The organism is Pseudarthrobacter sulfonivorans, assembly GCF_001484605.1.
Lineage (GTDB): Bacteria > Actinomycetota > Actinomycetes > Actinomycetales > Micrococcaceae > Arthrobacter > Arthrobacter sulfonivorans_A.
Genome location: NZ_CP013747.1, coordinates 439,499 through 454,898, shown reverse-complemented (window position 1 = coordinate 454,898; position 15,400 = coordinate 439,499). Strand labels below are relative to the sequence as shown.

General features: G+C 66.3%; 12 protein-coding genes. 11 read left to right on the top strand and 1 reads right to left on the bottom strand.

Annotated elements, in window-relative coordinates:
• The first annotated feature begins 17 nt into the window (after positions 1–17).
• Positions 18–794: an imidazole glycerol phosphate synthase subunit HisF gene (gene hisF, locus AU252_RS01965; RefSeq protein ID WP_058929288.1), complete on the top strand. Its 777-nt coding sequence runs from the start codon at positions 18–20 to the stop codon at positions 792–794.
• Positions 795–875: 81 nt separating this feature from the next.
• Here hisF and AU252_RS01960 read toward each other — a convergent pair whose 3' ends face one another.
• Positions 876–1,520, bottom strand: coding sequence for a TIGR03085 family metal-binding protein (locus AU252_RS01960; RefSeq protein ID WP_058932697.1), 645 nt, complete (start codon positions 1,518–1,520; stop codon positions 876–878).
• 136 nt (positions 1,521–1,656) lie between these two features.
• Here AU252_RS01960 and hisI point away from each other — a divergent pair, with 136 nt between their 5' ends.
• From hisI to AU252_RS01910, 10 genes are all read left to right on the top strand, one after another.
• Positions 1,657–2,064: a phosphoribosyl-AMP cyclohydrolase gene (gene hisI, locus AU252_RS01955; RefSeq protein ID WP_058929287.1), complete on the top strand. Its 408-nt coding sequence runs from the start codon at positions 1,657–1,659 to the stop codon at positions 2,062–2,064.
• 124 nt (positions 2,065–2,188) lie between these two features.
• Complete coding sequence (locus AU252_RS01950) at positions 2,189–3,790, top strand: anthranilate synthase component I (protein WP_058929286.1); 1,602 nt, start codon at positions 2,189–2,191, stop codon at positions 3,788–3,790.
• Entirely contained in the window at positions 3,787–4,389 is a 603-nt protein-coding gene (locus tag AU252_RS01945; protein WP_058929285.1) for a Trp biosynthesis-associated membrane protein, read from the top strand. Before AU252_RS01950 ends, AU252_RS01945 begins: the two co-directional genes overlap by 4 nt.
• A 118-nt stretch (positions 4,390–4,507) precedes the next feature.
• Positions 4,508–4,795, top strand: a complete 288-nt coding sequence (locus AU252_RS01940) for an HGxxPAAW family protein (RefSeq protein WP_056345635.1) — start codon at positions 4,508–4,510, stop codon at positions 4,793–4,795.
• Positions 4,795–5,616, top strand: a complete 822-nt coding sequence (gene trpC, locus AU252_RS01935; protein WP_058929284.1) for an indole-3-glycerol phosphate synthase TrpC — start codon at positions 4,795–4,797, stop codon at positions 5,614–5,616. The genes AU252_RS01940 and trpC overlap by 1 nt, the downstream gene beginning before the upstream one ends.
• Before the next feature lie 75 nt (positions 5,617–5,691).
• Positions 5,692–7,098, top strand: coding sequence for a tryptophan synthase subunit beta (trpB, locus tag AU252_RS01930; protein ID WP_083510222.1), 1,407 nt, complete (start codon positions 5,692–5,694; stop codon positions 7,096–7,098).
• Positions 7,098–7,904: a tryptophan synthase subunit alpha gene (gene trpA, locus AU252_RS01925; protein ID WP_056345641.1), complete on the top strand. Its 807-nt coding sequence runs from the start codon at positions 7,098–7,100 to the stop codon at positions 7,902–7,904. Before trpB ends, trpA begins: the two co-directional genes overlap by 1 nt.
• A 5-nt stretch (positions 7,905–7,909) precedes the next feature.
• A complete protein-coding gene (gene lgt / locus AU252_RS01920; protein WP_058929283.1) occupies positions 7,910–9,064 on the top strand; it encodes a prolipoprotein diacylglyceryl transferase in 1,155 nt (384 codons plus the stop codon).
• A 263-nt stretch (positions 9,065–9,327) separates the two neighbouring features.
• The gene (gene gltB / locus AU252_RS01915) at positions 9,328–13,938 is read left to right on the top strand and encodes a glutamate synthase large subunit (RefSeq protein WP_058929282.1); all 4,611 of its coding nucleotides are present in this window, start codon (positions 9,328–9,330) and stop codon (positions 13,936–13,938) included.
• Positions 13,931–15,388 (top strand): glutamate synthase subunit beta, encoded by a 1,458-nt coding sequence (locus AU252_RS01910; RefSeq protein WP_058929281.1) that lies wholly within the window; start codon positions 13,931–13,933, stop codon positions 15,386–15,388. The genes gltB and AU252_RS01910 overlap by 8 nt, the downstream gene beginning before the upstream one ends.
• Positions 15,389–15,400: the final 12 nt, after the last annotated feature.

Below are 15,400 nucleotides of genomic sequence, written 5' to 3'. Positions count from 1 at the left end.
GAATTCCAGGAGTCCCCATGGCTGTAGCTGTACGAGTCATCCCCTGCCTCGATGTCGACGCCGGGCGCGTTGTGAAGGGCATCAACTTCGAGGGGCTCCGCGACGCGGGGGACCCGGTGGAGCTGGCACACCGCTACGACAATGCGGGCGCCGACGAACTGACGTTCCTCGATGTCACGGCGTCCTCCGGCAACCGCGAAACCACCTTCGACGTGGTCCGCCGCACGGCCGAGGAAGTCTTCATCCCGCTGACCGTGGGCGGCGGTGTCCGCGGTGTTGCCGAGGTGGACAAGCTCCTGCGTTTCGGCGCGGACAAGGCTTCCATCAACACGGCCGCCGTTGCCCGGCCGGACGTTATCAACGAAATCAGCCGGCATTTCGGTTCGCAGGTGCTGGTCCTGTCCGTGGACGCCCGCCGGACCCGCCCCGGGTCCCAGCCCACGCCGTCGGGCTTTGAAGTGACCACCCACGGCGGCCGCACCGGTACCGGGATCGACGCCATCGAGTGGGCCAGGGAAGCCGCCGACCGAGGCATCGGGGAAATCCTGCTCAACTCCATCGACGCCGACGGCACCAAGGACGGCTTCGACCTGGAACTGATCCGGCTCGTCCGGGCAGCCGTGAAAGTGCCGATCATCGCATCAGGCGGCGCCGGGGAACCGGCTCACTTCCCGCCGGCCGTCGTCGCCGGTGCGGACGCCGTGCTGGCGGCCTCGATCTTCCACTGGGGCCCCGACAACATGATGTCCCAGGTCAAGCAGGCAATCCGCGACGCAGGTTTCGAAGTCCGCTAACCCCCCGACTCAGCAACGCGGGGTCACTTCTTGCCCGGTAACCGATGGTTATTGGGCAAGAAGTGACCCCGCGTTGCTTTGTTAGAGGCCGACTTCAGCCGACTGGAGCAGGGCGACGGCGTCCGGCTGGCCTTCGAAAGTAACCAGGGCGTGGCGGGTCCGGCCGTGGGCGTGCATCAGCAGTTCGCCCGGCTCACCAACGATCGCCACCGAAACCGGTGCCCGCTTGGCGACGTGCCGCGGCCCGGACGGGCGCACCAGCACAATGCCAAGGTCGACGCCACGGTAAAGGATGGCTGCCCGCTTGATCAGTTCGTCCCATAGGGCGTCCGAGTAGGCCTCGTCGAGGGCGCGCGGTGCCCAGCGGTCCACAGCCCGGCGGATGTCCTCGGTGTGGACGAAATATTCGATCAGGTTGGAGCTCTCGTCCAAGGCCTTGATGTTCATGGGGGACAGAGCCGGCGGGCCACCACGGAAGGTGTTCACGAGGCCGGTGTAGTCGTCAGCGGTTTTCAGCTTTGCCGCGAGCTTGGCGGTGGCCTTGTCCGAAGCCTTGGACAGGCGCTTGATGATGAGGCCAAGCCCTACGGCAGCCTTGCGTTCGCGAAGGTAAAGGTGCGCGGCAAGGTCCCTGGTGCGCCAGCCTCTGCAGAGGGTGGGGGCATCAGGGCCGGCCGCCAGCAGGGTTTCGGCCAGGACTTCTCGGGACGGTTCGACGAAATGCATCACTTGTGAAACTAGCACGAGAGCAGCGAAGTTGGGCAGCAGAACCGCCAGCCGATAGGTGCCCTTGTTCACACACTGTTTGTATGCCCGTTGGTGCATATTCGGAGGCCGCTGATGAGGCACTAGACTTGGTCTGATGTCTGAGCAGCCCGCCTCCGCCCCCGTAATTGTCCCGGCCCCCGCCACAAGCCCGCTTCCTTCTGCCGTCGCGGCCGCACTGAAGCGTGACGGCGCCGGGCTGGTTGCCGCGGTGGTCCAGCAGTTCGACACCCACGAAGTGCTGATGCTGGGCTGGATGGACGATGAAGCCCTGCACCGCACCATGACCAGCGGCCGGGTCACCTTCTACTCCCGCTCCCGCCAGGAATACTGGCGCAAGGGGGACACCTCCGGCCACGTCCAGTGGGTCAAATCGGTTGCCCTGGACTGCGACGGCGATGCCCTCCTGATCCGCGTGGACCAGGTCGGCGCGGCGTGCCACACCGGCACCCGGACCTGCTTCGAGGGCAGGGACCTGGAAGTCCAGACCGGCGAGGCAGTCTGACCCACGGCCCGGGGCGGATGACCCGCCCCCAGGCGAACACTTTTGGCAGCATAGGACTGGCGCCGTTCCACACCCGGCGACATTTCACCAGGCGACACACAAGAACAGGCGGCGAAGCATAGCCATGCAGGACCTTGGAATCATCAGCCCGGGCCTCGAGGAGTTCCGCGAACTCGCCGGCAGCAGCCGGGTCATCCCCGTCACGCTCAAAGTGCTGGCGGACGCGGAGACCCCTATCGGCCTCTACCGGAAGCTGGCCCAGGGCCAGCCCGGCACGTTCCTGATGGAGTCCGCGGCGGTGGGCGGCACGTGGTCGCGGTACTCCTTTATTGGCGCGAAGTCCCGGGCAACCCTGACCACCAAGGACGGCCAGGCGCACTGGCTGGGCCAGCCCCCTGCCGGCGTGCCCCTGGACGGCAACCCCGTGGACGCCATCCGCGACACCATCGAAGCACTGCGGACCAGCAGGTTTGACGGACTGCCGCCGTTCACCTCCGGCCTCGTCGGCTTCCTGGGCTGGGAGACTGTCCGCCACTGGGAACGGCTGACCAGCCCGCCGGAGGATGACCTCCACCTGCCCGAGATGGCGCTGAACCTGGTCACGGACATGGCAGTGCACGACAACCATGACGGCACAGTGCTGCTGATCGCCAACGCCATCAACTTCGACGGGAGCTCCGACCGCGTGGACGAGGCCTGGGAAGATGCCGTGGCACGGGTCAAGGCCCTCCTCACCCAGATCAGCACGCCCGTGGCCCAGCCGGTTTCCGTACTGGAGCCCGCCGCCCTGGATTTCGCCTCCAGCGTCGAGGAACGGTGGGACGAACCCTCTTACCTGGCCGCGCTGGATCGCGGCAAGGAAGCCATTGTGGACGGCGAAGTGTTCCAGGTGGTGATTTCACGCCGCTTCGAAATGGAGTGCGGCGCCTCGCCCCTTGACGTGTACCGCGTCCTGCGCAACACCAACCCCAGCCCGTACATGTACATCTTCAGCCTCGAGGACGCCGACGGCCGGGAGTACTCGATCGTAGGGTCCTCACCCGAGGCCCTGGTGACGGTAACCGGTGAAGAAGTCATCACCCACCCCATCGCCGGTTCACGGCCCCGAGGCAAAACGGTGGAGGGAGACAAGGCCCTCGCCGAGGAGCTGCTGGCCGACCAGAAGGAACGCGCCGAACACCTGATGCTCGTGGACCTCTCCCGCAACGATCTGTCCAAGGTCTGCGTGGCGGGAACCGTGGACGTCACGCAGTTCATGGAGGTGGAGCGGTTCAGCCACATCATGCACCTGGTCTCCACCGTGGTGGGCAAGCTGTCCCCGGACGCCAACGCCTACGACGTCCTGAAAGCGACCTTCCCCGCGGGCACCCTGTCCGGTGCCCCGAAGCCCCGGGCTCTGCGCCTGCTGGACGAGCTTGAACCGCACCGCCGCGGCATCTACGGCGGCGTGGTGGGTTACCTCGACTTCGCCGGCGACATGGACATGGCCATTGCCATCCGCTCGGCCCTTCTCCGCGAAGGACGCGCCTACGTCCAGGCCGGCGGAGGCATCGTGGCGGATTCCGTGAACCCCACAGAAGCCCTGGAGACCGTGAACAAGGCGGCCGCTCCGCTCCGGGCCGTGCACACCGCCGGATCGCTGCACAACATTGCGGCGGAATCGCTCCCCGGCACCTCTCACACCAGCGACGCCAGCACCGCCGAGGAAAGCCAGGGCGCCGAATGACGCCGGCCTGGGCCAGGAAATCCACACTGGTACTGCTGATCGCCGTCCTTGCGCTGGCCGTTTTCGGCGCCACCACCCAGACCTGGATCACCGTCAGTCTGGACGCCAACCAGGTGGGCCAGGCCGCGGGGGACCAGAACACCCTGTCGGTCCAGGGCAGCAAGGCCGCCACCGCGGTGACGGCCCTGGCCGTCGTGGCCCTGGCGGGCGGACTGGCAGCATCCATCGCAGGAAAGTTCTCGCGGTGGGTCATCACCGCCCTCATCATGTTGGCCTCCGTCGGCATCATTGCCGCGGCCGCCACGGTGCTGGCTGACCCGCTGGGCGCCGCGCAGGGCTCCATCGCCGCTGCCACCGGGGTCACCGGCGGGAACGCGGAAGTGGCCGTTACCGCCTTCCCGGTCCTCGCCGTCGTCGCCGGTGCCCTGCTGGCGCTGGCCGCGTTGCTGATCATCCCCGCTGGCCGGCACTGGAAGTCGCGGACCAAATATGACGCAGCCACATACGGAGGGCCCGCCGGCAGTACGGCGGCCGCCACCGGTCCTGTGGACGAGATCGACAGCTGGGACCGGCTCTCGCGCGGCGACGATCCCACCTGAACTCCCGCTCGCAGCCAAACGCGAGCAGCCCGCTGGAACCTGAGCCACGTCTGCCGATAGGCAGGTAACGGCCAAAAAATGGCAGAATGTAAGCAGTATTCATCCCGAGGAGATTCACATGAGCAAAGCACCCGCTTCCGTATCGAAATCAGGCACCCGGACCGTTGCCCCCGGCGTCGTTGACCACAGCCAGGAACTTGGCCACGGCAACAGCCCCGCGGCCTGGACCTGCGTGATCGTTATGCTGGTCGGCGCCCTCATCGCGTCCATCGCCTTTGTCATCGCCAACACCCCCATCTTCATCGCCGGCGCAGCCGTGATGGTCCTCGGCCTGATTCTTGGCTACATCATGCGCAAGGCGGGCTACGGCGTCGAAGGCAGCAAGCTGAAGAGCTCCGGCCACTGATGGCGACTGTTCTCGACGACATCAATGCCGGTGTCTGGGAGGATATGGAGGCCAGGAAGCGTCTCGTTTCGCTGGCGGACCTGAAGGACCTGGCGGCGGCCGCGGCACCCGCCCGGGACGCCTGGTCGGCCCTCGGCGGCACCGCGGTGCAGCGGGACCAGCTGAAGGTCATCGCGGAAATCAAGCGGCGCAGCCCGTCCAAGGGCGACCTCGCCAGCATCGTGGATCCGGCAGCGCTGGCAGAGCAGTATGCCGACGGCGGCGCAGCCGTGATCAGCGTCCTCACCGAGCAGCGGCGCTTCAACGGCTCCCTTGCGGACCTGGACGCCGTCCGTGCCCGCGTGGACGTTCCGCTGCTCCGCAAGGATTTCACCCTCGATGAGTACCAGATCTGGGAGGCCCGCGCCCACGGCGCGGACCTGATCCTGCTCATCGTGGCGTCGCTCTCCGACAGCCAGCTCCGGGAGTTCAGCGCCCTCAGCCGCGAACTCGGCATGAACGTGCTCGTGGAGACACACACGGAAGAGGAAATCGAACGTGCAGTGGCGGCTGAGGCGCGCATCATCGGCGTTAACGTGCGCAACCTGAAGACGCTCGACGTCGACCGTTCAGTTTTCGCCTCCCTCGCCGGACTGATTCCGGCCGAAGCGCTGGTCATCGCCGAATCCGGTGTCCGCGGCGTGGACGACGTGACGCATTACGCCGCCAACGGCGCCAACGCCATCCTGGTGGGGGAGGCCCTCGTCAGCGACGCAACGCCGCGTGACCGGATCGCCGAATTCACGGCGGCCGGCGCTGCCGCCATCGCCGCCCGGGCCTAGTCCGGGCACCCGCCGGGCCTGGCGCCGGCGGCACAACACTTCCGAACGACCAACTTGAACAGGACGGTGAGACTGATGGTTGACGCACCCTCAGAAAACGCTGACAACAACGCTGCGGACGCTTTCCTGCAGGGCGGCTCGCTGAAGCACGCCCCGGGGCCATACTTCGGCGGCTACGGCGGGCGTTGGATGCCTGAATCGCTGATCGCCGCCCTGGACGAGCTCGAAGACACCTTTGAAAAGGCCAAGGCAGATCCCGAATTCCTGGCCCAGCTCTCCGATCTGAACAAGAACTACTCCGGCCGTCCCTCGCTGCTGACCGAAGCCAAGCGGTTCTCCGAGCACGCCGGCGGCGCCCGGATTTTCCTCAAACGCGAGGACCTCAACCACACCGGATCCCACAAGATCAACAACGTCCTGGGCCAGGCCCTGCTGGCCAAGCGCATGGGGAAAACCCGCGTCATCGCCGAGACCGGCGCCGGGCAGCACGGCGTTGCCAGCGCCACCGCCGCCGCGCTCCTCGGCCTGGAATGCGTTGTCTACATGGGCGCCGAAGACTGCCGCCGGCAGGCACTGAATGTCGCCCGGATGCAGCTGCTCGGCGCCACCGTGGTGCCCGTGGTGAATGGTTCCCAGACCCTCAAGGACGCCATCAACGACGCCCTCCGGGACTGGGTCAGCAACGTCGACAACACCCACTACCTGCTGGGCACCGCCGCCGGGGCGCACCCGTTCCCGGCCATGGTCCGCTTCTTCCACGAGGTCATCGGCGAGGAAGCCCGCGCCCAGATCCTGGAGCAGACCGGCAAACTGCCCGACGCCGTCTGCGCCTGCATCGGCGGCGGTTCCAACGCGATCGGCATCTTCCACGGATTCCTGGATGATCCGTCCGTGAAGATCTACGGCTTTGAAGCCGGCGGCGACGGCGTGGACACCGGCCGGCACGCAGCCACCATCACCCTCGGCAAGCCCGGCGTCCTGCACGGCGCACGCTCCTACCTCATGCAGGACGACGACGGGCAGACCATCGAGTCGCACTCGATTTCCGCAGGCCTGGACTACCCGGGCGTTGGCCCGGAACACGCCTACTTGGCCGATATCGGCCGCGTCACCTATGAGCCCATCACCGACAGCGAAGCAATGGATGCGTTCAAGCTGCTCTGCCGGACGGAGGGGATCATCCCCGCCATCGAATCCTCACACGCCCTCGCGGGTGCCATCAAGGTCGGGAAGCGCCTCACCGAAGGCAGTGCCGACCCGTCCGAAACTGTGGTCATTGTGAACCTTTCCGGCCGCGGCGACAAGGACGTGGAAACCGCCGCGGAATGGTTTGACATGCTCGACGAGGAGGGCAAGGTCAAGGGCACCAACCTGTCCACCCGCAAGCCCAAGGGCCCTGCCGACAGGGCGGAAACTGAAGCCGTTCCCGCCACAGCTGCCCCTGCCACCAGCGCCGCGGACAACAACGAGGACCAGAACTGATGACTGAACAGACGGCCAGCAAGTCCGCCGCCGCCATCGACCGTGCACGGGACGCCGGGCGCTCAGCGCTCGTGTGCTACCTGCCTGCCGGGTACCCGGACGTCCAGGCCACCATCGACGCCGGCATCGCCATGGCGAAGAACGGTGCCGACCTGATCGAAATCGGCATTCCCTACTCGGATCCGGTTATGGACGGCCCGGTCATCCAGGCCGCCACCACCGAGGCGATCGCCAACGGATTCCGAGTCGAGAGCGTCTTTGACGTTGTCGCCGGCATCACGGCAGCCACCGACGTCGCCGTGCTGGTGATGACCTACTGGAACCCCGTGGTCCGGATGGGTGTGGACGAGTTCTCGCGCCGGCTGGCCGAAGCCGGGGGAGCAGGGCTCATCACGCCTGACCTCATCCCGGACGAAGCATCGGAATGGTTCGCCGCCTCGGATAAGTACGGACTGGACCGCGTGTTCCTCGTGGCGCCGTCCTCCACCCCGGAGCGCCTGGCTATGACCGTCAAGGCAAGCCGCGGCTTTGTGTACGCCGTCTCCATCATGGGCGTGACGGGGACCCGCCAGGCCGTCAGCAGCAGCGCGGAGAAGCTCGTGGCTGACACGCACGCCGCCGGCGCCGAACGCGTGTGTGTGGGACTCGGCGTCTCCAACGCCAGCCACGTCCGCGAGATCGCAGCATACGCAGACGGTGTCATCGTTGGCACCGCGCTTGTTGCCGCCATCCGTGACGGGGGAGTCCCCGCCGTCGCAGACCTCACCCGGGACCTGAGCGCAGGACTCGTCAGGGAAGAAGCCTAACCCCCATGCAGATCCTCCTTCAGGCCGCCGCCCTGGTGCCGGCCAGCATTCCCAGCCCGGACTGGTCCGGCTTCGACATCCCGCTACCGTGGGGGACTCTGCGGATCCACGCCTATGCCCTGTGTATCCTCGCCGGGATCATCGTGGGCTTGTGGCTCACGTCCGTCAGGTGGGCCCGCCGCGGTGCGCCCGAAGGCAGCGTCTGGGACATCGTCATCTGGGCGATTCCCTTCGGCATCATCGGCGGCCGGCTCTACCACGTGGTTTCGTCCCCGGACGCCTACTTCGGGCCCGGCTTCGACGGGACCGGGGACCTGTGGCTCATCCCGCAGATCCAGCGTGGCGGACTGGGCATCTGGGGTGCCGTGGTTCTGGGCGTCCTGGGCGCCTGGATCGGCTGCCGCCGGTCCGGTGTGAAACTCACCGCCTTCCTGGACGCCGCGGCGCCCGGACTGCTGCTGGCGCAGGCCGTTGGCCGCTGGGGTAACTACTTCAACCAGGAGCTCTTCGGCGGGCCCACCACCCTCCCGTGGGGCCTGCAGATTGATGCGGACAACCCCAACTTCCCGGCCGGCATGCCGGTGGATACGCTCTTCCACCCCACGTTCCTGTATGAGTCACTCTGGAACATCGCCGGCGTGCTCATCTTGCTGGCCCTGGACCGCCGATTCCACTTCCGCCGCGCCCGGCTCTTCTGGCTCTACGCCATGTATTACACGCTGGGCCGGGTGTGGATCGAAGCAATGCGGATCGACGACGCCGAACAGATCAACCTGTTCGGGATCACCACCAGGCTCAACGTCTGGACCAGCATCTTTGTCTTTGTGGCAGCACTCATCGTGTTCGTCCTCCTGGGATTGAAGGGCCGCCCGGAACCGGACACTCCCTTCCTGGCGGGCCGCGAGCCGGCAGCAGTCGAGGACGTGGACGCTGCGGGGGAAGAAAAGGCACCGGTCCGCGATGCGGACTCTTCTGTCTCGGATAGTGAATCGCGTGATAATCTCCCAAATAACCAAAATGGTGCCCGGATCCCTTCCACCCCAATGGAAGAGGAACCGGCAGTCCGGGACGGCGACAAGCCCGTACCGGAGTCGCCGGTAACCGGAAGTTCCCGCCACAAGGCAACGGAATCCGCGCCGGAGGCTGGCACGAACAAGTAGGACGCCAGCACGGCAGGGTAGCAGAGTCAACACTCGGAGCGCCCACACACCACAGCGTCGTGGCAACAGGGCCCATCCGGCCAGCAGACAGCAGCTGGCCGGTCAAGTCCGGGTCACGGGCCTGCGTAACTCTTCGTTCAGCAGGCCGGTCTGGCCTACAATTTCCAGTAAATAACACTTTGTTGTGCCCATCACATCGGCGCTTACAAGGCGGGCCAACGGTGTCCCTTCCATACGCACGATCTCGAGGAAGGACGTCTTCAATGACCCATCTTCATAGCCCACGTTGGTCCGAAAAAATAGGATCGCAGGGCCCCGTCTCCCCGTTCAAGCGCTTTGCCGCGCTGCCCGAGGCCCGGGGTCTGTACAACCCAGAGAACGAAAAAGACGCCTGTGGCCTGGCGATCATCGCCACGCTCCGCGGTGAGCCCGGCTACGACATTGTCGACGCCGCGCTGACCGCGCTCCGCAACCTGGAGCACCGCGGTGCCGTGGGTGCCGACGAGGGAACCGGTGACGGTGCCGGCCTGCTGATGCAGATCCCGGACGAGTTCTTCCGCGCCGTCACAGAATTCGAACTCCCCGCACCGGGCCAGTTTGTTGCCGGTACCGCCTTCCTCCCTGCCGAGCAGCGCGAAGCCGACGCCGCCAAGGCCGGCATTGAAGGCCTTGCCGCCGATGAAGGCCTGACCGTCCTCGGCTGGCGCGAAGTGCCCATCGTCGCAGACCTCGTGGGCGCCATGGCCCGCGCCTGCATGCCGTACTTCTCTCAGCCCTTCCTTGCCTCGGCAACCGGCGAGGAACTGGACCGCAACGAGCTGGACTCACGTGCCTGGCGGATCCGCAAGCGTGCCCAGAACAAGTTCGGCGTGTACTTCCCGTCACTGTCCTCGCGTACCATTGTCTACAAGGGCATGCTGACCACGGCCCAGCTGGAGCCGTTCTACCCCGATCTCTCGGACAAGCGTTTCAAGACCAAGCTGGCGATCGTCCACTCGCGCTTCTCCACCAACACTTTCCCGTCCTGGCCGCTGGCCCAGCCGTTCCGCACCATCGCCCACAACGGTGAAATCAACACCGTCAAGGGCAACCGGAACTGGATGCGCGCCCGCCAGTCCCAGCTCGCCAACCCGTTGCTGGGTGACTCCCCGGAAGAGCTGTACCCCATCTGCACCCCCGGTGCGTCAGACTCCGCGTCCTTCGACGAAGTCGCTGAGCTGCTCTGGCTCTCCGGCCGCCCCATCACGCACTCGATCATGATGATGATCCCCGAGGCCTGGGAAAACCACGCCACCATGGATCCGGCACGGCGTGCGTTCTACGAATACCACTCCCTGCTCATGGAACCGTGGGACGGCCCCGCGGCCGTCTCCTTCACCGACGGCAACCTCGTGGGTGCCACCCTGGACCGCAACGGCCTGCGCCCCGGACGCTACTGGATCACCGAAGACGGGCTGATCATCTTCGCCTCCGAGGTGGGCGTGATCGACGTCGAACCCTCCAAGGTGGTCAAGAAGGGCCGGGTTTCCCCGGGCAAAATGTTCCTCGTGGACACCGACGCCGGCCGCATCATCGACGACGAAGAGGTCAAGGCCGAGGTCGCTGCGGCGAACCCCTGGGCCGAGTGGGTCAAGGACAACCTGATTGACCTCAAGGACCTCCCCGAGCGCGAGCACGTGGTCCACACCGCCGCGTCCGTCAACATCCGCCAGCGGACCTTCGGCTACACCACCGAAGAGCTCAAGATCCTGCTCGGCCCGATGGCCCGCACCGGCGCCGAGCCGCTGGGTGCCATGGGTTCGGACACCCCGATCGCAGTGCTGTCAAAGCGTCCCCGGCTGCTGTTCGACTACTTTGTGCAGTCCTTCGCGCAGGTCACCAACCCGCCGCTGGATGCCATCCGTGAAGAGCTGGTCACGTCGCTGACGTGCGCCATCGGCCCGAACGGCAACCTGCTGGACACCAAGCAGGTCCGCCAGCCGCAGGTCATGCTGCCGTTCCCCGTGATCAACAACGACCAGCTCGCCAAGATCGCCAACATCGAAACGCCCGACGGCGACCGCGTGGCCATGAAGGTCCGTGGGCTCTACCGCCCCGAAGGCGGCGAGAACGCGCTGCGTGCCCGGCTCACCGAGATCTGCGAGCAGGTCTCCGGCGCGATCAACCGCGGCGTGCAGTACGTTGTGCTGTCCGACCGTGACTCGAACGCGCAATGGGCCCCGATTCCTTCGCTGCTCCTGGTCAGCGCCGTGCACCATCACCTGCTGCGCAGCGCCAACCGCACCAAGACCGCCCTGGTGGTCGAGGCCGGCGACGTCCGCGAGACGCACCACGTGGCTGTCCTGATCGGCTACGGCGCCTCTGCCGTGAACCCGTACCTGGCCATGGAATCCGTGGAACAGCTCATCACCGCAGGTGACGTTGTTGGGGTCACCCCGCAGGACGGCGTCTACAACCTGATCAAGGGCCTCGGCAAGGGCGTCCTGAAGATCATGTCCAAGATGGGCATCTCCACTGTTGCGTCCTACACCGGTGCGCAGACGTTCGAGGCCCTGGGCCTCGGACAGGAACTGGTGGACGAGTTCTTCGCCGGCACGCATTCCCAGCTGGGCGGCGTGGGCCTGGACGTCATCGCCGCCGAAGTTTCGGCGCGGCACCAGATGGCCTACCCCGAAGGCGGCATCGAACTGCCGCACCGCCCGCTCCTGGGCGGCGGCGAATACCAGTGGCGCCGCGACGGCGAGCCGCACCTGTTCAACCCGGAGACCGTCTTCCGCCTCCAGCACGCCACGCGTGAGCGCCGCTACGACATTTTCAAGGCGTACACCAAGGGCGTGGATGACCAGTCCGAGAACCTGATGACCCTGCGCGGGCTGCTCAAGTTCAAGAACGACCGTCCCGCTGTTCCGTTGGAGGAAGTGGAGCCCGTCTCCAGCGTTGTGAAGCGCTTCTCCACCGGCGCCATGAGCTACGGGTCCATCTCCAAGGAAGCCCACGAGACCCTCGCGATCGCCATGAACCAGCTGGGCGGCAAGTCCAACACCGGTGAAGGCGGCGAGGACGTGGACCGCCTGCTGGACCCGAAGCGCCGCTCTGCCGTCAAGCAAATCGCGTCGGGCCGGTTCGGCGTCACCAGCCTGTACCTGACGAACGCTGACGACATCCAGATCAAGATGGCCCAGGGTGCCAAGCCCGGCGAAGGCGGCCAGCTGATGGCGCAGAAGGTGTACCCCTGGGTTGCCCGGACGCGCCACTCGACGCCCGGCGTCGGCCTGATTTCGCCGCCGCCGCACCACGACATCTACTCCATCGAGGACCTCGCGCAGCTCATCTACGATGCAAAGCGCGCCAACCCCTCGGCCCGTGTGCACGTTAAGCTCGTCTCCGAAGTGGGGATCGGCACTGTGGCGTCGGGTGTCACCAAAGCGAAGGCCGACGTCGTACTGGTCTCCGGCCACGACGGCGGGACCGGCGCGTCCCCGCTGAACTCGCTCAAGCACGCGGGTGTGCCGTGGGAGCTGGGGCTCGCGGAGACGCAGCAGACGCTGATGCTCAACGGCCTGCGCGACCGTGTGGTGGTCCAGGTGGACGGCCAGCTCAAGACCGGCCGCGATGTTGTTATCGCCGCGCTGCTCGGCGGCGAGGAATTCGGTTTCGCCACCGCCCCGCTGGTCGTGGAAGGCTGCATCATGATGCGCGTCTGCCACCTGGACACCTGCCCGGTGGGCGTCGCAACGCAGAACCCCGAGCTGCGGGCCCGCTTCACCGGCAAGCCCGAATTTGTGGTCAACTTCTTCGAATTCCTGGCCGAGGAAGTCCGCGAGATCCTCGCGGAACTCGGCTTCCGGAGCATCGAAGAGGCGATCGGCCACGCCGAGGTGCTGGATGCCCGCGAAGCGATCAACCACTGGAAGGCCGACGGCCTGGACCTGGACCCGATCCTGCACGGGCTCGAGTTCGACGACGACGCTCCGCTGCGCAACATGACCTCGCAGAACCACGAGCTGGACAAGCACTTTGACCAGCGCCTGATCACCATGGCCACGGAGGCGCTGACTGACCGCAGCCCGGTGAAGATCGCGGTGGACGTGATCAACACGGACCGCTCCGTGGGCACCATGCTGGGCCACACGGTGACCAAGACGTTCAGCACGGACGTGCTGGCGCCGGACACCATCGACATCACCCTGACCGGTACCGCGGGACAGTCGCTGGGCGCCTTCCTGCCCGCCGGCATCACGCTGCGCCTCTTCGGTGACTCGAACGACTACGTGGGCAAGGGCCTTTCCGGCGGGCGGATCATCGTCCGGCCGGACCGCACCAACGTGTTCAAGGCCGAAAGCAACGTCATTGCCGGCAACGTGATCGGCTACGGCGCCACCAGCGGCGAGATGTTCCTGCGCGGCCAGGTGGGCGAACGCTTCCTGGTCCGTAACTCAGGGGCCACCGCAGTTGTTGAAGGCATCGGCGACCACGGCTGCGAGTATATGACCGGCGGGCAGACGCTGATCATCGGCCGCACCGGCCGCAACTTCGGCGCCGGCATGTCCGGCGGAACCGCCTACGTGCTGGACCTGCAGACCACGCAGGTCAACAAGGACGCCCTGCAGTCCGGCGAACTCCAGCTCGTTGGACTCGACGCCGAAGACCGGGACATCGTCCACGGCCTGCTGGTGAAGCATGTCGAGGAAACGGAATCGCTCCATGCGGCGCGGTTGCTGGAGAACTTCGACGATACCGCTGCCCGTATTACCAAAGTGCTGCCGCGCGATTACGCGGCAGTCCTGCAAACCCGACTGGACGCCATCGAAGAGGGCCTGGACCCTGATGGCGAAGAAGTATGGGCTCGAATCCTGGAGGTGACCGGTGGCTGATCCACGCGGATTTCTTAAAGTACGCCAGCGTGAAACCCAGCCGCGCCGCCCCGTTCCCGTCCGCATCATGGACTGGAAGGAAGTCTACGAGGCCCAGGAAAAGGGTGTCCTGAAGGCCCAGGCCGGCCGCTGCATGGACTGCGGCGTGCCGTTCTGCCACCAGGGCTGCCCGCTGGGCAACCTCATCCCGGAATGGAACGACCTCGCGTGGCGGGACAAGGGCGAGGAAGCGATTGAGCGGCTGCACGCCACCAACAACTTCCCCGAGTGGACCGGCCGGCTTTGCCCGGCGCCGTGCGAGGCGTCCTGTGTGCTGGGAATCAACCAGCCCGCAGTCACCATCAAGCAGGTTGAAGTCTCCATCATCGACGAAGCGTTCGAAAACGGCTGGGTCAACCCACTGCCTCCGACGCGCCTGACCGGAAAGACCGTTGCCGTCGTCGGCTCCGGCCCGGCAGGCCTGGCCGTGGCGCAGCAGCTGACCCGAGTGGGCCACACCGTTGCGGTGTACGAACGTGACGACAAGATCGGCGGCCTTCTCCGCTACGGCATCCCCGACTTCAAGATGGAGAAGGAGCAGGTGGACCGCCGCGTTGAGCAGATGAAGGTGGAAGGCACCCGCTTCCGCACCGGCGTCGCTGTGGGCACCGACGTGACGTGGGAGCAGCTGCGACGCCGCTACGACGCCGTCGTGGTTGCCACCGGCGCCACCGTCCCGAGGAACCTGCCCATCCCGGGCCGCGACTTTGAAGGCGTGCACTTTGCCATGGATTACCTGGTGCCGGCCAACCGCGTTGTCGCGGGGGAGACGGTGGAGAACCAGATCCATGCCAAGGGCAAGCATGTGGTGATCCTGGGCGGCGGCGATACCGGTGCTGACTGCCTCGGTACGGCGCACCGCCATGGAGCCGCGTCAGTGACCACGCTGGCCATCGGCAAGCAGCCGCCGGCCGAACGTGCCGGGCACCAGCCCTGGCCCACGTTCCCCACCCTCTTCGAAATGGCCAGCGCCCATGAGGAAGGCGGCGAACGCACTTACCTCGCCTCCACCGTGGAGTTCGTCGGCGAGAACGGCAAGCTGACCGGCGTCAAGGTGGCCGAAACGGAATTCGTTGACGGCAAGCGGCTTCCCAAGGCCGGCACCGAACGGATCATCCCTGCGGACCTGGTCTTCCTGTCGCTGGGCTTCACCGGAGCCGAGCCTGCGGGCATCACTGAGCAGGTCAGCGCCGACTTCGACGGGCGCGGCAACGTGTCCCGCGACGGGTACTACATGACCAACACGGAGGGCATCTTCGTGGCCGGTGACGCTGGCCGCGGTCAGTCGCTCATTGTGTGGGCCATCGCTGAGGGCCGGGCCTGTGCGGCCGCCGTGGACAAGTTCCTCATGGGCAGCACCATCCTGCCGGCGCCAGTGGCTCCGACGGACCGGGCCATCGCGGTTCTCTGACAACAGTCAGTT

Coding starts and splice junctions, on each gene's coding strand:
- AU252_RS01945 (WP_058929285.1), top strand. CDS start 3,787: ATGACGCCGGCCTGGGCCAGGAAATCCACACTGGTACTGCTGATCGCC.
- hisF (WP_058929288.1), top strand. CDS start 18: ATGGCTGTAGCTGTACGAGTCATCCCCTGCCTCGATGTCGACGCCGGG.
- AU252_RS01950 (WP_058929286.1), top strand. CDS start 2,189: ATGCAGGACCTTGGAATCATCAGCCCGGGCCTCGAGGAGTTCCGCGAA.
- trpA (WP_056345641.1), top strand. CDS start 7,098: ATGACTGAACAGACGGCCAGCAAGTCCGCCGCCGCCATCGACCGTGCA.
- AU252_RS01940 (WP_056345635.1), top strand. CDS start 4,508: ATGAGCAAAGCACCCGCTTCCGTATCGAAATCAGGCACCCGGACCGTT.
- hisI (WP_058929287.1), top strand. CDS start 1,657: ATGTCTGAGCAGCCCGCCTCCGCCCCCGTAATTGTCCCGGCCCCCGCC.
- lgt (WP_058929283.1), top strand. CDS start 7,910: ATGCAGATCCTCCTTCAGGCCGCCGCCCTGGTGCCGGCCAGCATTCCC.
- trpB (WP_083510222.1), top strand. CDS start 5,692: ATGGTTGACGCACCCTCAGAAAACGCTGACAACAACGCTGCGGACGCT.
- AU252_RS01960 (WP_058932697.1), bottom strand. CDS start 1,520: ATGCATTTCGTCGAACCGTCCCGAGAAGTCCTGGCCGAAACCCTGCTG.
- gltB (WP_058929282.1), top strand. CDS start 9,328: ATGACCCATCTTCATAGCCCACGTTGGTCCGAAAAAATAGGATCGCAG.
- trpC (WP_058929284.1), top strand. CDS start 4,795: ATGGCGACTGTTCTCGACGACATCAATGCCGGTGTCTGGGAGGATATG.